General features: G+C 41.3%; 23 protein-coding genes and 1 riboswitch. Of the genes, 15 read left to right on the top strand and 8 right to left on the bottom strand.

What is annotated here, in order from left to right; translation table 11 throughout:
* Positions 1-15: 15 nt before the first annotated feature.
* Positions 16-117: riboswitch (purine riboswitch) on the top strand.
* A 152-nt stretch (positions 118-269) separates the two neighbouring features.
* Together ABEQ24_RS22485 and ABEQ24_RS22480 are read left to right on the top strand one after the other, a co-directional pair.
* Positions 270-1,463 (top strand): NupC/NupG family nucleoside CNT transporter, encoded by a 1,194-nt coding sequence (locus ABEQ24_RS22485; protein ID WP_430008836.1) that lies wholly within the window; start codon positions 270-272, stop codon positions 1,461-1,463.
* 130 nt (positions 1,464-1,593) lie between these two features.
* Entirely contained in the window at positions 1,594-1,956 is a 363-nt protein-coding gene (locus ABEQ24_RS22480) for a cytochrome-c oxidase (RefSeq protein ID WP_430008835.1), read from the top strand.
* 35 nt (positions 1,957-1,991) lie between these two features.
* Here ABEQ24_RS22480 and ABEQ24_RS22475 read toward each other — a convergent pair whose 3' ends face one another.
* Positions 1,992-2,129: a hypothetical protein gene (locus ABEQ24_RS22475; protein WP_430008834.1), complete on the bottom strand. Its 138-nt coding sequence runs from the start codon at positions 2,127-2,129 to the stop codon at positions 1,992-1,994.
* A 79-nt stretch (positions 2,130-2,208) separates the two neighbouring features.
* Positions 2,209-2,760: a GNAT family N-acetyltransferase gene (locus ABEQ24_RS22470; protein ID WP_430008833.1), complete on the bottom strand. Its 552-nt coding sequence runs from the start codon at positions 2,758-2,760 to the stop codon at positions 2,209-2,211.
* Between the two features lie 557 nt (positions 2,761-3,317).
* On the opposite strand from ABEQ24_RS22470, the gene ABEQ24_RS22465 reads away from it, so the two are divergent.
* A complete protein-coding gene (locus ABEQ24_RS22465) occupies positions 3,318-5,228 on the top strand; it encodes a heavy metal translocating P-type ATPase (protein ID WP_430008832.1) in 1,911 nt (636 codons plus the stop codon).
* A gap of 34 nt (positions 5,229-5,262) precedes the next feature.
* Here ABEQ24_RS22465 and ABEQ24_RS22460 read toward each other — a convergent pair whose 3' ends face one another.
* Positions 5,263-5,466, bottom strand: a complete 204-nt coding sequence (locus tag ABEQ24_RS22460) for a hypothetical protein (protein WP_430008831.1) — start codon at positions 5,464-5,466, stop codon at positions 5,263-5,265.
* A 234-nt stretch (positions 5,467-5,700) separates the two neighbouring features.
* Positions 5,701-7,023, bottom strand: coding sequence for a short-chain fatty acid transporter (locus tag ABEQ24_RS22455; protein ID WP_430008830.1), 1,323 nt, complete (start codon positions 7,021-7,023; stop codon positions 5,701-5,703).
* Between the two features lie 160 nt (positions 7,024-7,183).
* Here ABEQ24_RS22455 and ABEQ24_RS22450 point away from each other — a divergent pair, with 160 nt between their 5' ends.
* Positions 7,184-9,334 carry a GDYXXLXY domain-containing protein gene (locus ABEQ24_RS22450; RefSeq protein ID WP_430008829.1) on the top strand — a complete coding sequence of 717 codons (2,151 nt, stop codon included), beginning with the start codon at positions 7,184-7,186 and terminating at the stop codon, positions 9,332-9,334.
* A gap of 55 nt (positions 9,335-9,389) precedes the next feature.
* Here ABEQ24_RS22450 and ABEQ24_RS22445 read toward each other — a convergent pair whose 3' ends face one another.
* From ABEQ24_RS22445 to ABEQ24_RS22435, 3 genes are all read right to left on the bottom strand, one after another.
* A complete protein-coding gene (locus tag ABEQ24_RS22445; RefSeq protein WP_430008828.1) occupies positions 9,390-9,725 on the bottom strand; it encodes a DUF3243 domain-containing protein in 336 nt (111 codons plus the stop codon).
* Positions 9,726-9,823: 98 nt separating this feature from the next.
* Positions 9,824-10,939 carry a glycosyltransferase gene (locus tag ABEQ24_RS22440; RefSeq protein ID WP_430008827.1) on the bottom strand — a complete coding sequence of 372 codons (1,116 nt, stop codon included), beginning with the start codon at positions 10,937-10,939 and terminating at the stop codon, positions 9,824-9,826.
* Positions 10,940-11,064: 125 nt separating this feature from the next.
* On the bottom strand, positions 11,065-12,585 hold the full coding sequence (locus tag ABEQ24_RS22435; RefSeq protein WP_430008826.1) for a phytoene desaturase family protein: 1,521 nt from the start codon (positions 12,583-12,585) through the stop codon (positions 11,065-11,067).
* A gap of 144 nt (positions 12,586-12,729) precedes the next feature.
* On the opposite strand from ABEQ24_RS22435, the gene ABEQ24_RS22430 reads away from it, so the two are divergent.
* From ABEQ24_RS22430 to ABEQ24_RS22415, 4 genes are all read left to right on the top strand, one after another.
* A complete protein-coding gene (locus tag ABEQ24_RS22430; protein WP_430008825.1) occupies positions 12,730-13,833 on the top strand; it encodes a glycosyltransferase in 1,104 nt (367 codons plus the stop codon).
* Positions 13,830-14,363, top strand: a complete 534-nt coding sequence (locus tag ABEQ24_RS22425) for a glycosyl-4,4'-diaponeurosporenoate acyltransferase (RefSeq protein WP_430008824.1) — start codon at positions 13,830-13,832, stop codon at positions 14,361-14,363. Before ABEQ24_RS22430 ends, ABEQ24_RS22425 begins: the two co-directional genes overlap by 4 nt.
* Before the next feature lie 36 nt (positions 14,364-14,399).
* On the top strand, positions 14,400-15,503 hold the full coding sequence (locus ABEQ24_RS22420) for a M24 family metallopeptidase (protein ID WP_430008823.1): 1,104 nt from the start codon (positions 14,400-14,402) through the stop codon (positions 15,501-15,503).
* An 87-nt stretch (positions 15,504-15,590) separates the two neighbouring features.
* Complete coding sequence (locus ABEQ24_RS22415) at positions 15,591-16,424, top strand: thermonuclease family protein (protein WP_430008822.1); 834 nt, start codon at positions 15,591-15,593, stop codon at positions 16,422-16,424.
* Between the two features lie 22 nt (positions 16,425-16,446).
* Here ABEQ24_RS22415 and ABEQ24_RS22410 read toward each other — a convergent pair whose 3' ends face one another.
* Positions 16,447-17,466, bottom strand: a complete 1,020-nt coding sequence (locus ABEQ24_RS22410; RefSeq protein ID WP_430008821.1) for an EAL domain-containing protein — start codon at positions 17,464-17,466, stop codon at positions 16,447-16,449.
* Between the two features lie 151 nt (positions 17,467-17,617).
* Here ABEQ24_RS22410 and ABEQ24_RS22405 point away from each other — a divergent pair, with 151 nt between their 5' ends.
* The 7 genes from ABEQ24_RS22405 to ABEQ24_RS22375 all read left to right on the top strand — a co-directional run bounded on the left by ABEQ24_RS22405 (position 17,618) and on the right by ABEQ24_RS22375 (position 25,641).
* Positions 17,618-19,330 carry a methyl-accepting chemotaxis protein gene (locus ABEQ24_RS22405; RefSeq protein ID WP_430008820.1) on the top strand — a complete coding sequence of 571 codons (1,713 nt, stop codon included), beginning with the start codon at positions 17,618-17,620 and terminating at the stop codon, positions 19,328-19,330.
* A 172-nt stretch (positions 19,331-19,502) separates the two neighbouring features.
* Complete coding sequence (locus tag ABEQ24_RS22400) at positions 19,503-20,345, top strand: TVP38/TMEM64 family protein (protein WP_430008819.1); 843 nt, start codon at positions 19,503-19,505, stop codon at positions 20,343-20,345.
* Between the two features lie 192 nt (positions 20,346-20,537).
* Entirely contained in the window at positions 20,538-21,767 is a 1,230-nt protein-coding gene (locus ABEQ24_RS22395) for an ABC transporter substrate-binding protein (RefSeq protein WP_430008818.1), read from the top strand.
* Positions 21,745-23,406, top strand: coding sequence for an ABC transporter permease (locus ABEQ24_RS22390; RefSeq protein ID WP_430008817.1), 1,662 nt, complete (start codon positions 21,745-21,747; stop codon positions 23,404-23,406). Before ABEQ24_RS22395 ends, ABEQ24_RS22390 begins: the two co-directional genes overlap by 23 nt.
* A 7-nt stretch (positions 23,407-23,413) precedes the next feature.
* Positions 23,414-24,400, top strand: a complete 987-nt coding sequence (locus tag ABEQ24_RS22385) for an ABC transporter ATP-binding protein (protein ID WP_430008816.1) — start codon at positions 23,414-23,416, stop codon at positions 24,398-24,400.
* The gene (locus ABEQ24_RS22380; protein WP_430008815.1) at positions 24,397-25,050 is read left to right on the top strand and encodes a TVP38/TMEM64 family protein; all 654 of its coding nucleotides are present in this window, start codon (positions 24,397-24,399) and stop codon (positions 25,048-25,050) included. The genes ABEQ24_RS22385 and ABEQ24_RS22380 overlap by 4 nt, the downstream gene beginning before the upstream one ends.
* 9 nt (positions 25,051-25,059) lie before the next feature.
* The gene (locus tag ABEQ24_RS22375) at positions 25,060-25,641 is read left to right on the top strand and encodes a CDP-alcohol phosphatidyltransferase family protein (RefSeq protein ID WP_430008814.1); all 582 of its coding nucleotides are present in this window, start codon (positions 25,060-25,062) and stop codon (positions 25,639-25,641) included.
* Positions 25,642-25,649 lie beyond the last annotated feature (8 nt).

Genomic DNA, 25,649 nt, shown 5'->3' with positions numbered 1-25,649 from the left:
GCTGTAAAATACGAGGATAACTTCATACGTTTTCCTTATATAATCATGGAGATATGGTCCATAAGTTTCTACCTGGCAGCCTTAAAGTGCCGGACTATAAGGAGAGTACGAACAGGCAGTCTGATGAAGAGACCCGCTGTTCAAGCTTTCTTTATAAAGGCTTGAACAGCGGGTCTCTTTTTTTATTTCTTTTTAGATGTCAGACATCTGACCGCACCCGCTCTTGATTGGAAAACGACTGATGACATTAATATGATGGGGGCATTCATTTGAGTATTTTATACGGGATTTTATCACTTGCAGGCATTTTATTTCTCGGCTGGCTTCTAAGCAGCAGCCGTAAAAGCATTCAATGGAAAACAATCGGCATTGGATTATTGCTTGAAACTGCTTTGATTTTATTTGTCATGAAAGTAAAAGCGGGAGAAATCATTTTGGAGAAAGCCGCTTTTGCTGTTCAAAAAATCATCGATTTCAGCAGTGAGGGAATTGAATTTGTGTTTGGCGGATTTTATGGTGAAGGCTCAAACATCACGTTTGTATTTGCGATAAATGTTCTTGCTGTAGTTATCTTTATTTCTGCCCTTATATCCGCTCTTTATTATTTGAGAATTATCCCTTTTGTGGTTAGAATCATTGGTTTATCCATAGGGAAACTGCTTGGAACTACAAAGGTTGAAACGTTCAGTGCTGTCGGAAATTCCTTTTTGGGGCTGGTTGAAGCACCGCTGCTCGTACGGCCGTATTTAAAGGATTTAACACGTTCAGAAATATTTGCTGTGATGGTTGGCGGCACTGCTTCAGCAAGCGGAGCAATCCTTGTTGGATATTCACTGATGGGAATTGATATGAAATATCTTCTTATCTCTGTTTTCAGCGTTCCCTTTGTTTCATTGATTATCGCAAAATTGCTTGAGCCTGAAACAGAGGTTTCCAAAACTAATGATCATGTTGCCATGGAAAAAACAAAGCATGCCAATGTATTTGAAGCAATTGCAGAGGGAGCAGTAAGCGGCGTAACGCTCGCACTGAACATCGGCGGACTGCTGATTGCGTTTATCAGTATTCTGGCTCTGGTCAATGGAGGGCTTGGACTGATCGGAACAGACCTTTCAACCATTTTCGGTTATGTATTTTATCCATTTGCCATCATGATTGGCATACCGTTTGAGGATGCTTTCAGAGCAGCTTCCATTATTGGAACAAAATTATCAGTCAATGAATTTGTTGCTTATCTTGATTTAAGTAAAATGATTGATGAGTTAGATCCTAAAACAGTTGCCATTCTCTCAATTGCACTTTGCAATTTTGCGAACCTGTCTTCAATCGGCCAGCTGATTGTCGGTTTAGGATCACTTGAACCAACAAAACGTCCCCTTGTTTCAAAGCTTGGATTCAAAGCGATTGTCGGAGGGACATTGGCAAGCTTTATTACAGCAGTTTTAGTGGGAATGTTTATGTAAAGAAAGAAAAGCACCTTGAGCAGGGTGCTTTTTCTTATGGAGCAGAACCCTTTTTTCTGAGGACAATTTCTAAAAGTGCGGCGGGTAAGCGTAAACTATATTATATTTCAAAAAGGCGGGAGGTTTTTAAATGGGGATAAAAATGATTAAACTGTCTGTTCTGTATTTGGCTGCCGGTCTTCTGCTCGGACTGTTTATGTCGATTGCCCATGACTATACATTGACGCCAGTACACGTTCACATTAATTTATTGGGATGGACGACTCTTACGCTTGCCGGCATTTTATATTATGCATTTCCTGAGTTAACCGATCATTTTTTGGCAAAGGCTCACTTTTGGCTTCATAACATCGGACTTCCCGTCATGATGGCAGGGCTTGCGTTTACAGTTTCGGGGAATAACAGTCTGATGCTTCTTACCATCATTGGATCCTTTGCAACCGTGATTGGTCTTCTATTTTTTGTCTGGAATATTTTGGCGAATTTAAAATGAAATGGAAAAAGGAGGCATGTCATCATGCTTCCTTTTTAGTCGTTTTTAAAAGTGAATTCCTGATATTTTCCAGTGCCATTGCACTGCAGGCATTTTTTTGAAAGCGGGATATAAGGGTTCTTTCTGATAATGCCTGCTCCGCTGCATTGTCTGCAAATGACGACAAGTGCCATCACTAGTCCTCCTCTCAAAATAGACGAGCTTCCTTATGCATCTATTTTTGGGAAAAAAGGATGTTTTTATACGTCCTTTCTATTGACTTGATATCCATTCCTCTCTCAGCATGCCCATCTTGACAGAATCGTAATAGACACCTTTATAAAGTCTGCATTTGCGGATTCTGCCTTCTTCTTTCATTCCTGTTTTTTCAGCCACTCTGATCATTCTTGCGTTCCCGGACCATGTCGTTAAACCAATGCGAATCAGTTTGTATTTATCAAATAAGTGCTTAATCCAAAGGTTCAAAGCTTCTGTTCCTATACCGCTGTGCCAATTTGCATGCTCATAGATGACGATGCCGACTTCAAGCCAATTCGATGGCTGGTGCTCCCAGTAGTATGTGACCATTCCGATCAGCTGTTCGTCTGCATATATATAAAGTCTGTTTGGGTTAGGATCTCTTATTTCTTTCTTTTTTTGTTTCTCGAAATCTTTTTTTGTCATCATTCCTAAGGGGAAATAAGGAGCATCCCATTTTTTCCATTCCGGCTCTGCCTCGCCGTATACGAAATGAAATAACTTAGGGATATCGGCTGTGTTTAAGTGTTTTAAAGTTACTTTTTTACCACGAAGCATATAGTTCATCCAACTCCTTTCTTAAAAAATTCTCCTTCTTAAGGTGGATTCCTTTTCCTCTATAAGAAAATTTTGCAAAAAATATGGTCAAGAACTGTTCCTTTCGCACTAAAAAGCGCATGAGTTTGAAAAAAGCCTTTCAAAAAACGGCTGATTTCTCCTAATGCCGGGTAAGTGGAAACAACCGCCTGTTATGATTCAACCATTTAGGTTTTTTCACTGAAAAGTGGAATCAACCCATTCCCTCTATTCTCCAGAAGAGGTCAAGTTCCTTCCGCTGCAACGCTTATGGTTATAACTACTAACCTAGCACTAATCAATGTTCGGCTATAATTCAGGAGGTAATCGTTGCGTCATTGTCTCTTTTATTTTTTTATTTAATGATAATAATTATTAAATAAAAATAATAATAATTTTTAATTGAGTTTTGCGTACATTTTGGTATAATGAGACATATACTGATTCAACTTAGCGGAATATGGGGAATTGCTGCTGGCCTTCAGCAGCATTTGTAGTTTTATAAGCTTATTGAAGATGATTATTTTTCTCAATTAGGGAGGTATACTATGCTTGTAAATGAAAATGCTTATCATCAGGCCAATGATGCTGATACAAAATTTGATAGATTAAAAGAATACGGGGAACTAATTGCGGCCATCCTCTCTGGGATACTGATTTTAATTGGGTGGACCATTCAAACGAATCAGGGGGACTCCCCTGCAGCTGTCGCTTTATTTATTACGGCCTTTTTAATCGGCGGATTTGCGAAAGCAAAAGAGGGGATTGAAGAAACACTTGAAGATAGAAAGCTGAATGTTGAATTGCTGATGGTTTTTGCAGCCATTGGTTCAGGAATTATTGGATACTGGATTGAAGGAGCCATCTTAATCTTTATTTTTGCATTAAGTGGGGCGCTGGAAACCTTCACATTGAATAAAAGCGAGCGTGAACTTTCTGCACTGATGGAGCTGCAGCCTGAAGAAGCTTCCCTGCTTAAGGATGGCAAAGAAACAAGAGTTCATGTTTCATCGCTTGAAATTGGCGACTTGATTGCAGTGAGGCCAGGTGAGCGGCTCCCGACAGACGGGGAGATCGCGTCAGGTTCGACAAGTATTGACCAGGCGGCCATAACAGGTGAGTCTATTCCAGTGGAGAAAAAGACGAAAGACACGGTATTTGCAGGTACGGTTAATATAAATGGTTCGATTACAGTAAAAGTAACAAAAAACAGTGATGAGACTCTTTTCCAGAAAATCATCAAGCTTGTTCAATCTGCTCAGTCTGAAAAATCACCATCACAGCAGTTTATCGAACGATTTGAAGGCACTTATGTAAAAGGAGTATTGATTGCAGTTGCGCTGATGATGGTTTTGCCGCACTATCTGCTTGGCTGGAGCTTCAATGAGAGCTTCTACCGGGCGATGGTTCTGATGGTTGTAGCATCGCCATGTGCTTTGGTTGCATCGATTACGCCGGCAACTTTGTCCGCAATCTCAAATGGAGCAAGAAACGGCCTGTTATTCAAAGGCGGTGTACACTTAGAGCGATTAAGCAAGCTGAAGGTAATCGCTTTTGACAAAACAGGCACACTTACAAAAGGGGAGCCTGTTGTGACAGATGTGAATATCAGCGGGAATGCAGATGAAATGGACGTCTTCAAAGCGGTGCTGTCGATTGAAAAGCAATCCAATCATCCGCTTGCAAAGGCGATAGTCAGCTATATTAACAAGGAATATCCAACCCTTCAGCCGGAAATGCTGGATGTACAGGAGCAATCCGGTTTTGGTGTAACCGCCAAATGGAAGGGTGAAATGTGGAGTGTAGGCAAACCTGCCGCTCTGAGTGACAAAGAAAACAAGATGACTTCATTTGGCTTAGAAAGAGCCCAAGAGGGGAAAACCATAGTCTATGTAAAAAATGATCGTGGAATTGCGGCCGTTCTTAGTCTTCAAGATGTACTTAGAGACGATGCCATTCAAGCAATTGATGAGCTGAAACAGGCTGGTATTCATACCGTGATGCTGACAGGCGATAATGAGTCCACAGCACAATCTGTTGCAAGTGCAGCAAAAGTAGACCAATTTATTGCGGAATGCCTGCCTGATGACAAGGTGGCAGAAGTGAAGAAGCTTGGGAAGAAGTACGGACATACAGCGATGATCGGGGACGGCATTAATGATGCTCCTGCCCTGGCGGCTGCAAGTGTAGGAATTGCCATGGGTGAAGGGACGGATGTAGCTCTTGAAACGGCTGATATTGTCTTGATGAAAAATGATCTGACGAAACTGAAAAAAGCGATTGAGGTCTCACGGAAAATGGATAAAATCATCAAGCAGAACATTGTATTTTCAATGTCAGTCATTGCCCTCCTGATCTGTTCGAATTTTCTCCAGGTGCTTGATCTGCCGCTTGGAGTCATCGGGCACGAGGGAAGCACAATTCTTGTTATTTTAAATGGACTGCGGTTATTAAGATGAAAAAATGGACGAAAGATTTCTTTCGTCCATTTTTCTATGTCGTTCTTTCTCCAGCTGAATCATCATCAGGTCTTTTGCTCACGATCACATAAGCTGCAGCAATACAAATGAAGCCTATGATCCACCCGATCAGGGAGCTATAGTAAAACCAGTCTGTTAATTGAATAAAAATAAAAGGTGATGCAAAACCGATAATACATAAGATGAGGACTATATTTCGTTTCATCAACTTCAGCAAGACTAACATCTCCTTAACTAGGTAAAGAACGGATTCCCATGTTAATTATACATAAAAAGAAAACACATTGAAAATCTAGCTTTCCTTTTTTATGAAAAAAGGGCAGTTTGCCGCTTTAGGTTAGAATTTTCCTGTTTAAATTCACGTTGATTAAATTTGAAAACAGGGATGGAAATTAGGGCGTATCTAACGGAAGGAGGGCATCAGCACTTTATGCTGACGCCCTCTGCCGCATTATAAAAAGAAGAATCCAAGAGAAATAATGACTCCGCTTATAAGCAGGATAAACACACAATACCCCATAATATCTTTCGCTTTAAGTCCTGCAATAGCCAAAGCAGGCAAAGCCCAGAATGGCTGGATCATATTTGTCCAGGCATCTCCCCATGCTACTGCCATGGCTGTTTTTGCCATAGGAACATCAAGTGCTTTAGCAGCCTCGAGCATGACAGGCGCCTGAACAGCCCATTGTCCCCCGCCAGACGGAACGAATATATTTACGATTCCTGCACTCCAAAAAGCGAACACCGGAAACGTCTGCTGATTGGAAATGGATACAAACCCTTCTGAAATGACAGCCGCAAGCCCTGATGTAACCATCATTCCCATGATTCCTGCATAAAAAGGGAATTGAATAATGATTCCTGATGCCCCTTTAATCGCTTCTGTCACAGCATTTAAAAAATTCCTTGGTGTTCCGTGAAAGAGGATTCCCAAAAATAAAAATAAAAAATTCACCACATCTAAGTTCAGCTTAAATCCATTGTTCATAAAATAGGATATAAGAAAGATAAGTCCCATGACTCCAATTAATAGAGAAATGATTCTGCTGTTTTCAAGACGGTCGGCAGGAGTAAGTGCTTCTTTTTCTAGAGTGGCAGCTTCCATCCGCGGATCTCTCAGCAGTTCCGGATTAACGGTAACAGTCTCTTCTTTTCTTGGCATCATCAAGCGGTTGACGATCGGCAAGGTGATGAAAAGCACGCCGACAATAATCAAGTTAAACGGTGCGAAAATCGTTTCGCTGGTCGGAATAAGTCCAATCATATCCTGTGCAAAATGACCTTCTGTCGCAATCGTCAGCGGTACAGAGCCTGAGATTCCGCCATGCCAGATGACAAATCCGCTGTAGGCGCTGGCAATCAGGAGACGATAATCAAGGTTTTCGATTTTTTTGGCTAATTCTTTGGCATACAGTGCGCCGATGACAAGCCCAAAGCCCCAGTTAATAAAGCTTGCAAGCATTGAAACTAGTGTAACGTAAATGATGGCCTGGCCAGGTGTTTTTGCAGCATCCGCAAGGGCACTTAATCCCTTTTTGAAGAGAGGGCTGCTTGCAAGAACATGTCCTGTCACCAGAACGAGCACCATCTGCATGGCGAAGCTGAGAAGTCCCCAGAAGCCGCCGCCCCAGTACTCGACCATTTGAAGAGGTGAGGAAGGGGTGAAAATTAGCCCCAGCGCAAAGACGACGAATGTTAGGATGATGACAAACAAGTATGGATCAGGCAAATAACGCTGCATAATCCTGTTCGAAAAAGAAATCACTGCTTTCAAGCTGCTTCCCTCCAATATAGTTATTTCTCTAAATGTATTCGCTTTCAAGAGGGAATCTCCTTTTTTAATCCCTGTTAATAGAAATTACCTATATGAATAAGTAAAAAAATGTTAAAATGATATGAATTTACAGTTATTATAGAAAGCTAGGTGATCTCGCTTGAACAAACTCATTCCGCTGGGATATCTCAGTGCCATTATTTTTATTATATCGGGCATTCTTTATTTTTTCGCATCCAACTGGAGCGGTTTTGAACGATTGGAAAAGGTAGCTCTTGCTATCGGGTTGATGGTTTTATTTTATGCAGCAAGCTTTATGAGCGGAAAGATCTTGTCCAACCGGGATGATCTGCCGAAGTGGCTGCTTGTCTGCGGTGCTGTCTCGTTTGGCGCTGCAGCTGCATTGATCGGCCAGATCTATAATTCTCATGCAGACAGCTATCTTTTATTTTTCATCTGGATGGTGCCTTCTATTGCACTTGCCATTATTACGCGTTATCAGCCGTTTTCGATCCTGAGCTATGGGTTATTGCTGCTTACGTACTGGTTTTACATGTTTCCGTCGAGTGTCTCAATCGCTCGCTCTGATTTTGAAGAATGGCTGATTTATTCCGGCATGGTTTTACTGAATGCACTGGTATTTGGATTAGCCTATTTTTTAAAGCTAAAACCGCTGCAATATGCTTCGTTTACTGTCGTTCATCTTTTTTTAATCATCATGTCATTTTATGATGTGTTTGAACCGTATAGTTCCTGGATGAACATTGTTTATTTGGCAGTCATTCTAATCAGCTATATCCTCTTCATGAAAAAAGAAAGTCAGCATACGCTTACTATTATTACTTTTGTTATGCTGGGGATTTTTGCTCTCTCCAAATATGCCGAAGTCAGCATAAGGCTTGCAGACAAAATCGGTCCATACAGTTTTTATTTATTTTCCATCCTCGGGACACTGCTCTTTTTGGGAGGGGGCATTTACCTTGCCGTACGTGTAACGAGAAGAGCGCCGGATGACTCTCTGACGTATAAAGTGTTTAAAACTATTTTGATCGTAATCATAACCTTCACTTCATCTCTATTGCTTTCATTCAGCCTTGGGGGATTATTGTTTTTGATCTTTCAATCTGAATATAGCCTCGCTGTGTTCAGTCTTATTCTCATCGGCACAGCTGTTTTTTGGAAAAAGCTCTATGCGGCTGCAAGGTACACGTTATTTATTACAGGGATTTTAACAGCAGTAGGTGTTCTTTTCATGCTTAATGCTGGCACGGCCATTCTCTTTATTGCGGTCAGCCTGGTGATTATTCTGTTAGAGCGGGAAAAGTTTCTCCAGTTTCTTGCCTATACATTTATGCTTGCATGCTTCATAAATCTGTTCTTTGTTCATCTTCAATGGATGGAGAATTTCCGTCTTGTTTTAGCAGTTTTAGCGATTTTGCAATTTCTGATGCTGCTTGTGCCGGCGGGCAGAGTGAGACAGCTGAGCAGCTTTTGTGTTTTTTACGGCTTTCTGCTTCTTTATCCGGCTGCTTTTTGGGGAACGGACTGGAAAGAAACGCTGATCTATCAGCTTCTTTATTTCGGACTGAATGCAGCAATGCTTGTCCTGTTCCATAAGAGAGATAGTCTTGTTAAGAGAAACATCACCTGGACGTTTTTTATCCTGTTTTTCATTGGTCTATATTACGATTTTGCATGGAAGCTGCTTCATAAATCGCTGACCTTCCTGCTTCTTGGCCTTGTGATTTTTGCAGCAGTCAGATTTTTCGATAAAGAAAGACCTGCTGGAATAAAGATTTTTACAAACAGGACGTGGGCTATGATTGCGGGAGTTTTTATCCTGCAGCTTGCTTTTACAGGCTACCAGAGCTTTTCAAACGAACAGGCACTGGAGCAGGGAAAAGAAATCGTGCTTGAACTGCAGCCGCTCGACCCAAGATCTATGCTTCAGGGAGATTATGTCCAGCTGCAATATGAAGCTGGCCGATATAAGCCGGCAGATGACACCGACAGCGGAACGGTCATCACCGTTAAGCTGAAAAAAGACAGCAATGGCATTTACAGGCCAACAGGCGAAACGGCTGAAGGCAGAGCAGGGGACGTTTTTAAAAAGCCTCAAACGGACGAAGCCTATTTGACGGGTAAATATAACGGCTATGACGGGCTAATCTTTGGAATTGAATCTTTCTTTGTTGAAGAGGGTACAGGTATGGAACTTGAACGATCGGCTAAATATGCAAAAGTGATTGTTTCAGATGAAGGCAATGCCCTGCTTGTAGATGTGAAAAAAGATTTATCTTCGCTTAAATAAGAAAAAATCCATCCGTCACAGGATGGATTTTTTTCTATGGACCTATGATTTTATCCTAATTGGCATCATTGGCTAATTTCACGAGCATATGGGCAAGGAAATGTCTTTCTTCATCATTACCGACTTTCCATAGTTCATTCAATAAATTCTCTTCGCTGTTTCGCGGTTCAACGTTATTAGCCAGATAGTTTGCCACTTTCTCGGCGCCTTTGGCAAGCATTTCATCGCTTAAACCTAAACGTTTTCCTGCTTCCACTTTTTCACCTAAATACGATTTGAACTCTTCGAAATCCCGAAGAATCGCTTCCATTTTCTCATTATTCATAGAATCTAGTTTTTTCTCAATCTTTTCTGTTTGAATGGAATCGTCTTTTACTTGATGGTTTGACATTTTTTCCTGCACCTCCTGATAAAGTTATTTGTTACATTCCCCTTTAGAATGAAGGTAAACCTTTCCAGAGAGTTGGATGTGCAGAAACTATAAAACTATTACTGATAGGTTCTGCCTTTCCAGCTGTATCCGCATTTTTTGAAAGAAGCAATCATTGAGGAATACAGCAGGATAAGAAAAGCTAATGCTGAAAATGAAACCGCGAACGATAGGCTGATTTTTTGCCCGCTGCGAAAATCGATAAATGCTTTTTGCAAGATAATAAGCAATAGCGGAATAAAGGTAAAAAACAGAAACTCTTTGGATGATATCAAGGAATAAATGCCGTAAATGGCTAATAAAAACGGGAAAATAAAAAACATACTATAAAAAAAGGTAAACAGGATGACGATGAGGATTGAACGTCCAAATCCCGGAAAAATATTTTTCTTGAAGCCATCCCATACTTCTTTGTTACTGTTATACATATAGCACGTCACAAAGTCTGTGACATTTGCGAGGAGGACGCGATGCTGATTCTTTTTAGCCGTTCTTGCAAGCGCAACATCATCTACGATGGAATCTTTAATGGCTGCATGGCCGCCAAATTGTTTGTAGGCTTTTTTTTCAAACATCATAAACGCTCCATGTGCAGCAGATGCTGAAACCATTGATGTGTTATTGGCAAAAAAGAGCGGAAGGTGAAAATAAATCAGAAAATGCTGCATTGGAACTAGCAGCTTTTCAAGCACAAATTTGACTGGAAAGCGGGGAAAACCTGAAAGCATGGCAGCTTTCTTCTCTTTCATAAGAGAAAGGGAGCTTTCAATCGTGTTTTTATGAACTCTTACATCAGCATCTAAAAATAAATAATAATCTCCATTTGCGATGAGGCTTAATTGATGACATGCATGGACTTTTCCCGACCATCCTTCTGGCAGCTCCGTACCGGAACAAATGATGAAACGGTCATCATGTTTTGTTTCAGAGAGGAGGATTTCTTTTGTCTGATCAGCGGATTGATCATCAAGCAGGATGAACTCCAAATTTGGATAGGTTAGTCCCAGTAAAGAATGAACAAGGCCTCGTGCATTGCGTTCTTCATTGCGCAAGGGAATAAGAATCGAAACAAGCGGTTTTTTGGTAGTGCTGCCGGATTTTAACTTTGGCATAAAAAATGAATTGAAGACTGTCCACGCTAAAAGAAGAAGCAGGACCAACTGATAAATAAGCATAGGCATTCTCCTTTTAATAGATTGAAAAAGAAGGATAAGAGACGATCTTATCCTTCTTTTAAGCAATATGAGGAAAGAAATTTTGCGCATTGGTGTTAAGCTTCAGAGCTTGCGCTTTTCTATCATTATGAAATTTCCTTCTCTTCTTTATTTACCCTCAGATCCTTTTCATGTTCAGCAATTAAATCAGCTGTGAGCTGACCTGAGAGGGTGACCATAGGAACACCGCCGCCTGGATGAGTGGATCCGCCTACAAAATAAAGATTTTCAAGCATGGTGCTTTTGCTCGGGATTTTGAATCCGCCATTTTTCTTTCGGTCTGTGACAACACCGTAGATCGAGCCGCCATTAGCCCCGTATAGGCGCTCTAAATCGTTTGGAGTAAAGGTATATTCAAACTCAATATGCTTTCTTAAATCAGGAATTCCCATGCGCTCCAGTTTTGATAAGATGAGTTCCCGGTACGTTTCTTTTCTGAATTCCCAGTTTTCTCCTTCTTTAAGCGGAGGAACATGCGTCAGCACGAAGAGATTTTCTTTTCCTTCAGGAGCTTGAGCAGAGTCTGATTTTGAAGAGATTCCGACATACACAGTCGGATCGTCCGCTAGTTTGCCTTCATTAAAGATTTGCTGAAACTCTTCTTCCGGATTTTCCGAGAAAAAGAAATTGTGATGGGCAAGATTGTCATATGTTTTGTTTACACCGAGCAGCATAACAAGACCTGAGACAGTTGGTTCATATTTTTGAAGCTCAGCTGCTTTCTGCTGCGATTGAGGGCTTTCATTAAAAAGAGTACGGTACGCAGGAATAGCTTCAAGATTCGATACAATAAGATCTGCTTCAAGAAGTCTTCCATTTTCAAGCTCTACTCCGGAAGCTTTTTTTCCATTTGTTAGGATGCGCTCCACTTTAGTATTGAGCATGATTTCAGCGCCAAGTTCATGAAGAAGCTTATTCATGGCAAGTGCGATTTTATACATGCCCCCCTCGACATAGTGAACGCCAAGTCCCAGCTGTACATGCGTAAGCTGAGAGAGGACAGCAGGTGCATGATAGGGAGAGGAGCCAATATACATAATCAGGAAGTTGAAAAGCTGCCTGATTTTTTTATTTTTAAAGTGTTTTCTTGTAACGCCTTCCATTGATTTTAATGGTTCCATCTGCAGCAGTTCTTTCACACTGTGGAGGGACCTAAGATCATTTAGTCCAGAAAGGCTTTTGCTGTAGAAGCTTTTCATGCTGTACTCATACATTTTACTGCAATACTGCAGGTAATCAAAGAATTCGTTTGCATCTTCTTCTGAAACTTTTTTTAATTCCTCAAGCATAGCAGGCAAATCGCTTGTTAAATCAATGGTTGTACCGTCTTCATAGAATGTTCTCCAGCCGGGCTCAACTCTCTTGATGGTGAGATAATCCGCAAGACTGCGGTCAGCACTTTTAAACAGTTTTTCAAGCACCCAGGGCATCGTCAGAATGGAAGGTCCCGTATCAAATGTATAGCCGAGTCCGCCGCGCATGTTTAATTTGCCGCCCACGCGTTCACCTTTTTCAACAACCGTTACCTCATATCCGTCTGCACAAAGCCTGATAGCTGCAGAGAGGCCACCGAGTCCGCCTCCAACAATAATCACTTTCTTTTTCAAAAGAATGCCTCCTTATGAGATTGTCCTTTTATGTCTAAACTGCAGAATATGTTTATTCTGCAAACCATTCTGCCCTGTTCGATTTTTTCTATAACAGGGAAGCGGGAGCAGCAGGGCAAATGAATAAGAAAGAGTGGCGTCTTTATGATTTCAATAATCATCGGAATTCTTGCAGGACTCATGCTTTTATATAAAATCCCATCGCTTCAGAGCGGACAAAATGATGATGGGCGAGAAGCACTCAGCAGACTGTCTATTATCAATCCTGCAAGAAACGAAGAAAAAAATATAAGCAGACTCATAACATCATTGGAAAACGAAAAGCAGGAAATTTGTGAAATCATAGTTGTAGATGACGGATCTGAAGATAAAACAGCTGATATCGCGGCATCTTTAGGCGCGAGAGTAATAGCGGCAAAAGAATTGCCGCCGGGCTGGCTTGGGAAATCATGGGCATGCTTCACTGGAGCTGAGCAAGCAAAAGGAGAATGGCTCATGTTCATTGATGCTGATGCTTTCTTTGAACAGAACGGAGCAGCTCAGTCTGCTGCCGCATTTTTAAAACAGGGAGCAGAAGGTGTTTTGTCTGTTCACCCTTATCACATCACACGAAAACCATATGAATCGTTTTCTGCTTTTTTTCACCTCGTTACGTTTGCGGCAACAAGCGCTTTTCATATCCTGCAGGGAAAAGGAAGATCGGCCGGAGGGTTTGGTCAGTGCATGATTTGTACGAAAAAGGACTACTTTGAATGGGGAGGGCATGAAGCCGTTAAAAACAAAGTAGTTGAAAATATGGCATTTGCGGAGCATGTTCGTGAACAAGGCGCACCTGTATATTGTGCAGGCGGAAAAGGGGCGATCTCCATGAGAATGTATCCTGATGGAGTGGTGTCGCTCATGCGCGGCTTCAGCAAAACCTTTGCCAGCGGTGCTAAAGCTGCAAAATGGCATGTGCTTTTGCCCATTATCATCTGGCTGACAGGATGTTTGAGTTTTTTTACAGAAACCGGTGTGCTTTTCAGCAAATGGTGGTTTTTATATGTGCTGCTGTATATCGCCGCTGTGCTTCAAATTTGGATTGCGGTTAAAGAAATAGGACGGTTCAGCATTTGGACAGTCTGTTTTTTTCCGGTGCACGCTCTCTTTTTTATGGCTGTTTTTCTCGTATCCCTTTGGAAAACATTCATCAGGAAATCTGCTGTATGGAAAGGACGGAACATTATTATCCGTGAAAATGCAAAATGATTGAATTAAATCTTGCTGCTGTTCTATTCATAAATATGGCTGCGTGGCTTTTGATTCATCTTTCTGTTTCGTTTTTTTCCGTAAGAATGAGTGAGAATTTCATAGGTAAGTTCAACAGGATATTTGCAGTATACAACTGGGAGCGGTCAGGCATATTCTATGAAAAAATCCAAATTAGAAAATGGAAGGACCGTCTGCCGGAAGCGGGAAATCTGTTTAAAGGCGGTTTTTCAAAACAAGCTTTGACAGGAAAGGAAAGGTCCGAGATGGAGAGATTTCTTCTTGAAACAAAAAGAGGCGAGTTCTCACACTGGCTGCAGCTTGTCCCTTGTCTTTTCTTTTTTATTTGGAACACGCCTCTGGCCGCTTTATTTAATGTCCTGTATGCTTTCGCGTTTAATAGTCCGTTTATTCTGATTCAGCGCTATAACCGAATCAGGCTAAGCCGGGTTCTGCAAAAGAAAAAAGCAGGACGCATTTCTGAAGAAGTCCGTCACTCTTCTTTAAGTTCTGATGAATTTGGCGTATGATAGAGAAGACTTATGCAGATGAAGGAGAGAGATTGCATGCAAAAAGCAAGATTAACTAAGCTTACAGACTGGCTGAAGCAGCAGGATACAGATGCTGCGTTTATTTCATCAACAGAAAACATTTTCTACTTAACGAACTTTCACACAAATCCCCATGAAAGACTGATGGGTTTATTTGTTTTTAAAGAAGAAGAGCCGTTTTTTATCTGTCCGGGAATGGAAGTTTCCCAAGCGAAATCAGCAGGTTTTGACGGAGAAATCATCGGTTATGCCGATCACGAAAATCCATGGGACAAAGTAAAAGATGCCATTGCTGAAAGAGGACAGCAGGACGTGAAAAAAGCAGCGGTTGAAAAAGAACTTCTATCCTTTGCCCGCGCGGAGGAGCTTCAAACCATACTGACTGGGGCAGAGCTTGTTTCAGCGGAGGAAATCATGAATCAATTGCGGCTGATTAAAGACGATAAAGAGCTTCAGATCTTAAAGCAGGCAGCAGCGCTTGCAGATTTCGGCGTTGAAGTAGGTGTTCAGGCTTTACAATCAGGCGTCAGTGAAATGGACGTTCTTGCAAAAATCGAATATGAACTAAAACGAAAAGGAATTCGCGAAATGTCCTTTTCTACGATGGTTCTGTTCGGTGAAAAATCAGGGCAGCCGCATGGCAATCCTGGCTTGTCTGCCTTAAAATCAGGAGACTTCGTTTTATTTGATCTTGGTGTTGTGCTTGATGGCTACTGCTCAGACATTACGCGTACGTTTGCTTATCAATCAATCAGTGATAAGCAAAAAGAAATCTATCATACTGTGCTTGAAGCTCAATTAAAAGCGCTGGAAGCAAGCAAACCAGGAACGAGAATCGGGGAATTGGATCAAATTGCACGCGATGTTATCACAAATGCTGGTTACGGCGATTACTTCCCTCACCGATTGGGACATGGCCTTGGTATTAGTGTGCATGAATTTCCGTCGATGAGCCATACGAATCATGATCTCCTTCAAGAAGGCATGGTTTATACAATTGAACCAGGCATCTACGTTCCTGAAATCGGCGGCGTCCGCATCGAGGATGACGTGTATATAACGGATACAGGTCATGAAACACTGACTAAGTTCCCTAAAGAGCTACAAATCATTAAATAGACAGATAATAAATAAAGCATCGAATCAAACCGCACATGCAAGAATTTCGTGCGGTTTGATTTTTGAGAAGTAAAAGGGAGAAAGAAAATGAAAAAATGGTTCCTGCTGTTTTTTGCAGCCTTTATGTTAACAGCCTGTTCAGAAACAACGATGGATGAAACTCCTGCTGAAAACGAAAAGGAGAATTCAGCTTCACAAGAAAATCGTCCAAATGAGGGTGAAGCAAGGAAGGAAACAGAGAATTCTGCATTACAAGAAGAGAACACAGCTGAGGAAGCAGCTGTTCAAAATGAAACTTTCATTCCTGCCAAGGTAATCAGGGTCATTGATGGCGATACAGTCAAAGTTCTCGTGGACGGAAAAGAAGAAACGCTCCGCCTGCTGCTTGTCGACACACCTGAAACGGTTCATCCCAATAAACCTGTCCAGCCGTTTGGACCTGAAGCAAGCAGCTTTGCAAAAAGCACTCTTTCGGGCAAAGAGGTGAAGCTTGAACTTGATGTAGGGGAAAGAGATAAATATGGCAGGCTGCTTGTCTATCTTCATGCTGACGGCAAGATGTTCAATAAACTCCTGATTGAAAAAGGACTTGCGCGTGTGGGATATGTTTATGCTCCAAATACGAAGCATGTGGATGAGTTTTATGAACTTCAAAAAGCTGCCCAGAAAAAAGAGATCGGAATCTGGAGCATTGAAAATTACGCAGCAGAGGACGAAGGCTTTAACGAAGAGGAAGAAAAAGCAGAAGCTACAAAAGAAGCACCATCCGGGGCCTGCACGATTAAAGGGAATATTTCTTCATCAGGTGACAAGATTTATCATATGCCTGAAGGACAATATTATGACGTCACAAAAGAAGAAGAATTGTTCTGTTCCGAGGATGATGCAGTTAAAGCTGGATACAGAGCTTCTAAAAGATAAAAGCGGGGGATGCCCCGCTTTTTTATATTGCTTTTACCAGGTGTTCAGCAGGTTTCAATGCAGGCTTCCCAAACAAATATCCCTGAACTAAATCGATGCCGAGCTCCTTTAGGAATTCAAATTCTTCTTCTTTTTCAACACCCTCCCCGAGAACTTGAATATTCAATTTGCGTCCAAGGTTTATGACGCTTCCAAGAAAGTCCTGCTTCTCAAGGCATTCATGGCAATCTGAAATGTAATTCCGGTCGATTTTCACAAAATCCGGATGAAGCTCACGCAAAATATCAAGTGTTGCAAACCCGGCGCCAAGGTCATCAAGAGCTACTTTCATTCCATTCTTGCGGTATGTATCAAGAATGTTTTTCAAATGGTTCATATCCTCAATTTTTTCTGTTTCCACAACCTCAAATACTAGATCTTCGGGTGAGACATCGTATTTTTTTACAATATCAAATGTGTGTTTCAAGCAAAATTCCGGATTATAAATGGTAGATGGGAGAAAGTTGATAAAACTCTTTATTCCATCGGGTATTTGGCTGACTCGGGCCTTAATGGCAGCTTCTCTCGCTTTTTTATCCAAGATGGACTGCATATTGGTTTTCTGGGCAGTCTGAAAAAGGTGATACGGAGAAATTTCCTGATCTAAAGATCTGAGCAGCGATTCGTAGCCGTACAGTTCTCCTGACTGAGCATTTAAAATTGGCTGAAGATGACTGACAAATGCACCTGTCTGTATCAGGTTTACGGTTTCCTCATTCATGACATGCTGATAGATGACATGCAAGGGGTGAAATTGGCAGAGTGCAGGTTCTTTTACCTTATCAATGGCTGCATCCAGCTGCCTGCCGCTAAATAATAGGTTTACTTTCATCAAGATTTCTTTTAGTTGATTCTTTGATGAAAAAGGGAAACGGGCGAACTTGTCTGCTGATAAATAAAACCCCATATGAAACAGCTCATCTGAAGCATCAGCAGTCCTCAATGTTAAGAAGCCAGTTTCGTGAACGGTGAATGATTGATAACAAAATGAACAAGCTTCCATTATAAATCGCCTCTTTTGAAAAATAATAAATCTATCATATCAAAATTTTAACAGTTTATGAATAAATATACCTATATTTAATAATATATTAGTAAATATTTACTAGATTTTGTCGATAATACTCTTAGAAAAAGATAAAAGGGGCTAGGAAATGATAAAACTTACGGGTGTGTGGAGGAATATTAAAATTGGCTGGAAATTCAGCTTTTCTGTTTTTATTTGTATTTTACTTTTTGCGATCTCAACAATGGTAACGTTTGCACAGTTGGGTGGTCTTAATGATCAGTTATCAAAAATGGATAAGCTGAGCAGCAGCGCTGGAAAAATGACAGAAATAGGTTCCATTTTTCTTGCAATGGACAGCACGATTGCCGATTATATCATTCATCCAACCGAAGAAAATAAAGAGGCATACCTTGAAACACGAAAAACCTTGCTTCAAACTGGCGAAGACAGCAAAAAGGAATTTAATGATCCAGAGGAAACGGCACTTTTTCTAAAATTAATTCAAAATGACAAAATGCTGAACGATCTCTTTTACATCACGGTCATTCCGGCAGTTGAACAAAAAAATACTCAAATATTGAGCGGGGTCAGAGAACGGGCAAAGGTTCTCAGTGATGAAACAATTGCCGCACTTAATGAACTCCGGGACATGAAAATAAAAGAGCGGAATGATGCTGTTCTTGAATCCAGGGAGTATATGGCGCAAATCGCGTTCACGCTGATCGCCGCTCTGATTGGGTCGATCTTGATTTCTGCATCGATTACACTGCTAATTCAGAAATTAATCATGAAGCATATAAAGCATGTAATTGATTTTTCTAAAGAAGTTGCGGCCGGGAATTTGTCATCACCGGATATGGAGTATGGCGGCCGGGATGAAATCGGACAGCTGACAGAGTCTCAAAACAACTTAAAAAATAAAATGAATGTTATGGTCATGCATATAAAGGAGGCTTCTAAGGAACTTCAAGCTAGAAGTGCGGAGCTTAACAAAGCATCATCTGAAGTGAACGAAGGAAGTCAGCACGTATCCGCAACGATGCAGGAGCTTGCAGCCGGTTCTTCCGCACAATCACATGCATCTTCAGATATCGCCGCACAACTCGATGACTTCGCAAAACAAATTGATAAAGCTAACGTGGAAGGGGCGGCAATGAGGAAATCATCTGAACAGGTTTTGCAGCTTGTTGCATCAGGAACTAATCAAATGATGTCATCTGTTATTCATATGGATGAAATGATGAAGGTAATGGATCATTCCGCACGTGAAGTCTTAAATTTAGAAGAAAAAACAACTGAGATTGCATCGCTTGTAACTGTCATCGAACAAATTGCCGATCAGACCAATTTACTTGCTTTAAACGCAGCGATAGAAGCTGCAAGAGTCGGAGAGCATGGAAGAGGATTTGCAGTCGTTGCAGATGAAGTCAGGAAATTGGCAATTGGGGTAACATCTTCAATCACGGATATCACCAAAATTGTTGATGAGTTTAAAAACATTTCAAAACACGTTGCTAAAACGCTTGGGAACGGACAAATAAGAGTGAAAGATTCTACACAATCCATACACCTGACAGGTCAGTCTTTTCAGCACATCAGTCAATCCATTCATCAGCTTGATGAGAAAATTGAAAATGTGGGCAATCATGTTAATTCGATAGCGGACGGTATGATACTGGTGAACCGGGCTGTAGAAGAAGTGGCTTCCGTTTCAGAGGAATCAGCAGCGGGAATAGAAGAAGTTTCTGCTTCTGTACATCAATCCTCTGTAAGCATCAGAGATGTTGCAGACTCCTCAAAAATGTTAAAAGAATTATCGGATGACCTCGCAAAGCTTGTTGGCGCATTCCGCATATAACAGTATAAAAAAACCGAATCACATGCTGATTCGGTTTTTTTATACTGTTATAAGGTGAAATTTAAGTCTCAGGTCTTATATTCAGTTAAACCTGAGGTGTGTTTTCTTATGTTTGCTCTGACAGTACACTTAACTATATAAAGGTAATTTAGATAAAAAGGAGAAAAATGCTGTGATTCTTCAAAAGAAACTGCCAAATCTATGGGAACAGTTATTGCTTGCTGGTATATCAGCATTATGCGTTTTCGTATTTTTGCCGACGCTGCTGCCGATTTATAAAGTGATCTTTACGATTTGTCTCCTATCCATTTTGGTTTCTACTATTGTTTTTATGAAAAATGAAGATTATTTAAAAATTACGAGGTCTGCTTTTTTGTGCTTAAGTATTTTTCTGATTGGCCTGTGTCTGATTTTTTATTCGACAAGATTTATGGTTATGATGGATGCAAACGGAATAGAAAGTGTTTTAGGAGGAAACAAACTGTTAGCAAAACTCGTGTTTGTCCTGCTTTGCTTCCTTCAGCCAATCATCCTGCCTCTGCCTGAAGCTTTAACTGTTCCTGCGGGAAGTGCGGTTTTTGGCTCTTTTACAGCAGCTTATCTAAGCTTCTTCGGCACCATATCCGGAATAGCGGTCATGTTCTTGCTTGCAAGGCTCGGCGGGCAAAAGCTTGCCTTGAAATTTGTAAAAGAAAAACACTTGCGCAGTTATCAGGCATATTTGGGGAAAAATGAAACGGCGATCCTTTTCCTGCTTTTCATTATCCCGGTTCTCCCGGATGAGATCATTTGCATGGGAGCTGGATTATCCGGAGTTGCTTTCAGAAGATTCTTTATGGTCGCTTCAATTTCAAAACTATTGACTGCTTCATCCCTTTCTTATTCACTTGAATTGGCAAAAGCCCTTTCTCTGACCGGACAGGATGCAGTGCTTGTTGTTTCTTTGGGTGCAGGAGCAGTATTTATATTAATAAGCGGAGTAAAGCGGATATTAAATAATAGAAAAAATAAATAGCGGCAAACAATATGAGAAAACGCATAAAAATGCGTTTTTTTAATGTCCAACATCTAATAATGTTTATCATCCAAAATGGTGTTTCTTCCGTTTACCTTTTAACAGCATATTGCTACTTGAAACAACGTGGAAGACATAGCATGATTAATTATACGATCAGTGCAAAATGAAAAGAGAATACAGGAGGATTCAATGAAGCGAATTATTTTATTTTTTATGCTGATATTGGCAGCGGGCTGCTCACAATCAAACGTTCCAAACGAAAATTTGGGCTCGCTTGACCTATCATGGGAAGAAATTGAGAAAAAAGCAGACGGCAGTACAGTTCGCATGTTTATGTGGGGCGGAGATGAGGGAATTAATCAGTACATTGATGACTGGGCTGCCCCAAGGCTAAAAGAGCAATATGGCATTAAGCTTGAACGTGTTTCAATGGATGCTCCCGAATTTCTGCAAAAGATATTAAATGAAAAAAAAGCAGGACAGTCAGAGGGAAGCACTGATATTATCTGGATCAACGGTGAGAATTTCAAAAATGCGAAAAGCAGCGGCTTGCTTTTTGGACCATTTACAGAAAAGCTGCCGAATTTTAAAAAGCATGTGAATCAGGATGCTCTCGATATTCAATATGATTTTGGCGAGAAGACAGAAGGGCTTGAGGCGCCTTGGGGAAAGGTGCAGTTTGTCTTTTTGTATGATGAAGCAAAGGTGAAAAATCCTCCAAAAACATTAGATGATCTGAAAAGCTGGTCAAAACAGAACCCGGGTAAATTTACGTATCCGGACGCCAATGATTTTACAGGAAATGCATTTTTAAGGCATGTGTTTTACGAGTCTGCAGGCGGAGCGGATGCACTGCTTGAAGAAGGATTCAATGAAGAGTTTGCTGCTTCAAACAGCGGGGAGATGTGGAAATACCTAAATGACATCAAACCATCCCTATGGAAAAAGGGTCAAACCTATCCGAATTCTCTGGCTGAGCTTGATAGGCTTTACAGTAGAGGAGATGTCTGGATGACGATGGGGTATAACGAGGCAAGAGCAGAGAGCATGATTGAAAAAGGAATTTTCCCTGAAACGACCCGTTCATTCATCTTAGAATCTGGCTCTCTTGGAAATACACATTTCCTCGGGATCCCCTTTAATTCACAAAATACTGAAGGGGCAATGACGGCGATTAATTTCTTTATGTCTCCTGAAGCACAGCTTGCAAAGTATGATCAGATATACTGGGGAGAAGGGTTTGCTGCAGATCCTTCAACCTTTAACGAAAAAGAAAAAAAACAGCTGAAGGAAATCAAACGGGGAGAATCAGTACTGCCTCAGGAAATTCTGCAGGAGGCGCTTGTTCCAGAGGTTGATGCACAATATGTAAACTTTCTGAAGGAGAATTGGATGAATGAAGTTGCAGGCAAAAAATAAGCTATGGCCATTGCTCCCTGCGGTCCTGTTTACTGCGATTATGGCAGGAGCAGGACTATGGATGGCGGCAATTGAAAGCTTTACAAGTCCGGGCGGGACTATAAATTCAGCTGCTTATAAAGAATTGCTGATGAATCCTTCTTTTCAGGCCTCTTTTTTATATAGCCTGAAAATTACAGTGATTTCTGTCACCGTGTCTATGATCATCGGGCTGCTTATCGTTCGGAGCACTTATCCTCTTTTACAAAAAAAGCATCTCAGGCTGGCTGCCTGGATTCCAATGCTTTTTCCCCATTTCGTTTGGGGATACATGGTTTATCTTTTATTTTCGCAAAGCGGATGGTTTTCTACCCTCTTTTTTCAAGTAGGGTTCATAGAATCTCCTGAAGGTTTTCCAGAGATTATGAAGAGCGAAGGCGGAGCTGGAATTATTCTGACCTATCTATGGAAAGAGGTTCCGTTTGTTATCTTAATTCTTCTTCCGGTTTATCAGCAGTTAAACATGGCTAAAAAAGAAGCTGTCTACACGCTTGGAGGTTCAAAATGGGAGGCATTCAAAACGGTCGAATGGCCTGTCATCCTTCCTTCCTTAATTGAAATTTTTGTGATTCTGTTTTCATTTATTTTTGCAGCCTATGAAGTTCCGGCCCTGCTTGGAGCTACGTATCCAAAGATGATTTCTGTGCTGACATTCGAATGGTTTTATTCCGGAGATTGGAGCAGGAGGCCTCTTGCTTTTGCGGCTATGATCACCACAGCCGCCGCTATTCTCATCGGTTTATTTACCGTTTATATGATCCTTAACAGACAGCGGGAGAGAATAACAAAAGAAAGCACGATTGAGAATACAGGTGCAGTGAAAGGATCAAAGGCTATTATTTTTATTACAATAGGTTTTTTTCTCTTTCCAGCTGTATTTGTTATGTTTAAAAGTGCAGCTGTCAGCTGGAAGTGGGGGCATGTGCTGCCTGATTTTTTTTCAATGCGCAGCTACATGACACTCTTTCAGGAGCCAAAGCTTTTTGAAGCAGTCATTCAATCAGCAGAAATCGCTCTTTGGGTCATAGGGTTAAACCTTTTTATAGGGACTCCAGCAGCTAAAGTGCTTGCACATCAATCTTTCAGAGGAAAAGCAGCTATCGAAACACTTCTCCTGACTCCGATTATTGTCCCTGCATTAACGATTGCTTTAGGACTTCATATTGTTTTTATTCGGGCAGGACTTGCCAATGGTATGGCAGGAGTTGTTTTGATTCACATGCTGCCTACTCTTCCTTATACTATTAAAGTGATGCGGTCCGGTTTTGAAAGAATAGGAGTGAAATGGGAGGAGCAGGCAAAAACTCTGGGAGCGGGCAGTCTGTCTATTTTTTACCGAATCTTCCTGCCTCAGCTGCTTCCCAGCATTCGCAGCGTGATTTTCCTGGTCTGCACGATTTCTCTCAGTCAATATTTGCTTACGGCACTCATTGGGGGAGGATTGGTTGTTACTCTCGCAAGTTTATTTTTTCCTTATTTCAGCAGCGCAGATGATGCTATGATTGCAAGCTTTTCTGTTCTGTTTGCGCTCATTCCCATCCTTATATGGCTGCTGTTTGAAGGTTTTATCCGGCTTGTAACTCCTTATCAGAAAAGGTGATTGATTTATGAATGACATGATTGAGATAAAAGGCTTAACGAAAAGATTTAAAGATTCTTCCATATTCCAAGATGTGAATTTATCCATCAGGCAAGGCGAAATTGTCTCTCTTGTCGGACCATCAGGGACAGGGAAAACAACCCTTTTAAGATGCATTGCCGGATTAGAGACGGCTGATGCAGGCGGAATTTGGATTGATGGGATAGACATGTCAGAAGTGCGTGCTCAAAAAAGACCAGTTGTCATGATGTTTCAGCAGCCTCTTTTGTTTTCTCATATGACGGTATTTGAAAACGTGGAATATGGATTAAAAGTCATGAAAGAAAAAAAGCGCAAAGAAAGAGTGGCTGAGATGCTGAACAGGGTGGATATGATCCAATTTCAGTCCGCTTATCCAAACGAGCTGTCAGGCGGACAGCAGCAGCGGATTGCATTGGCGCGGGCTTTAATCACAAGACCTAAACTCCTCTTGCTTGATGAACCTTTTGCGAGTCTTGATCCAGCCCTTCGAAGCCGCCTTAGAACATGGGTCAGAAACTTGCTAAAGGAACAGCACACATCCGCTCTGTTTGTCACCCATGATATGGAGGAAGCGATGTATATGGGAGACATGACGGCCATCATAGCAAATGGAAGCATTCAGCAAATGGGCACTCCAGAGCAGCTGTATCTACATCCGAAAAATCCGGAAGCAGCGGCCTTTTTCAGCGAAGGATTGATGATTGATGATACCTCCTTTGCCCATGTAAAGAATTTGCGGATGGTACGAAATGAGTCGGAGTATAAGCCTATTTCTTTTCAAGCAGAAGTTAAGCACATTGTTCAAAAGCATGGCATGACGTTTTACACGCTCTTCTTAGACCGGAACGGCGAACTGCTGACACTGCATTCAGATCTGAAGGCGGACATTGGTGATTCCGTATTTGTTGAAATAATAGATCCTGACATGCTTTGCTATTTTGATCTAGACATGCTGAAGGAAGAGACAGGATGAAGAAACAAACCATAATAAAACTTCTCTTGGTCATTTGTCTGGTTCTAATGCTGTTATGGATTAATCAGCGTTTTTTGAAAATAGAACCGGTACTTATCAAAGAATGGATTTTATCCTTTGGTCTTTGGGCACCGCTGCTCTATATAGCTCTCTATTCAATAAGGCCGCTTGTGCTTTTCCCGGCATCAATTCTCTCAATAGCAGGAGGTCTTGCATTCGGGCCTTATTTTGGCACGGTGTACACAATGATTGGTGCAACGGCTGGAGCGATACTTGCCTATTTGGCTGCAGGGAAATTAAAGGTTGATCTATTCAAAACTAAAGAAAACGATAAAGCGGATGTGCTGAAACGCCAGCTTGAGCAGAATGGGTTTTTCTATGTTCTAATCTTAAGGCTTATTCCTCTTTTCCATTTTGATTTGATCAGCTATTCGGCGGGTGTTTCTAAGGTAAAGCTGATTCCATTTGCGTCTGCTACTTTTATAGGGATTATACCAGGTACATTCGCCTTTACTTTCCTTGGTTCCAGCTTGGCTGCAGGCGACAACTCGATTATAGCGGCAGCCTGCATGATCTTTCTGCTATTGCTCATAGTGCCGCTTTTTTTCAAAAAGCAACTAAAAAAAATGATCATCCACAACAGGAAATGAGGACACATTATGCTAGATACTCATGCACGCAAGTATGTGCAGCCTATTATTGAAAAGTCAGCTGTTCAGCTGTTAAAGACTGGCTTATCTGCGAATCAGGTAACTGTCCTTGCTTTTATGATCGGATCCGCTTCAGGTGTATTCATTTATCTAGAACAGCCGATTTTGGCCTTATTTGTTTTATGGTTTTCAGGCTACCTAGATGCAGTTGACGGAACGATGGCAAGACTGACGAAGCCGTCCGGTTTTGGAACGGTTCTTGATATAACGTTTGACAGAGTCGTTGAAATCAGTGTCATCGTCGGTCTAGCATTAGTTTACCCTGAGGCACAATTGCCGCTGCTATTGCTTTCTGTTTCTATCATTATTTCCATGACTATCTTTTTGACGGTTGGAGCAATCAGTGAAAAGCAGGGCGTCAAATCATTCTACTATCAGGCAGGTCTTGCCGAGCGAACGGAAGGATTTATTTTGTTTTCCCTGATGATTTTGTTTACTGATCAGCTGATTTTCATCACCTATTTATTCTTTGCGATTGAATTATTCACCGCATTGCAGCGGCTGCTTGAAGCAAAAAAAATACTGAAATAGGGGGAGAG

It is taken from the genome of Metabacillus idriensis, assembly GCF_050483325.1.
In the GTDB taxonomy this organism is placed as follows: domain Bacteria; phylum Bacillota; class Bacilli; order Bacillales; family Bacillaceae; genus Bacillus_P; species Bacillus_P idriensis_A.
The sequence above is the reverse complement of the archived record's forward strand: the minus strand, read 5'-3'. Positions and strand labels throughout refer to the sequence as shown.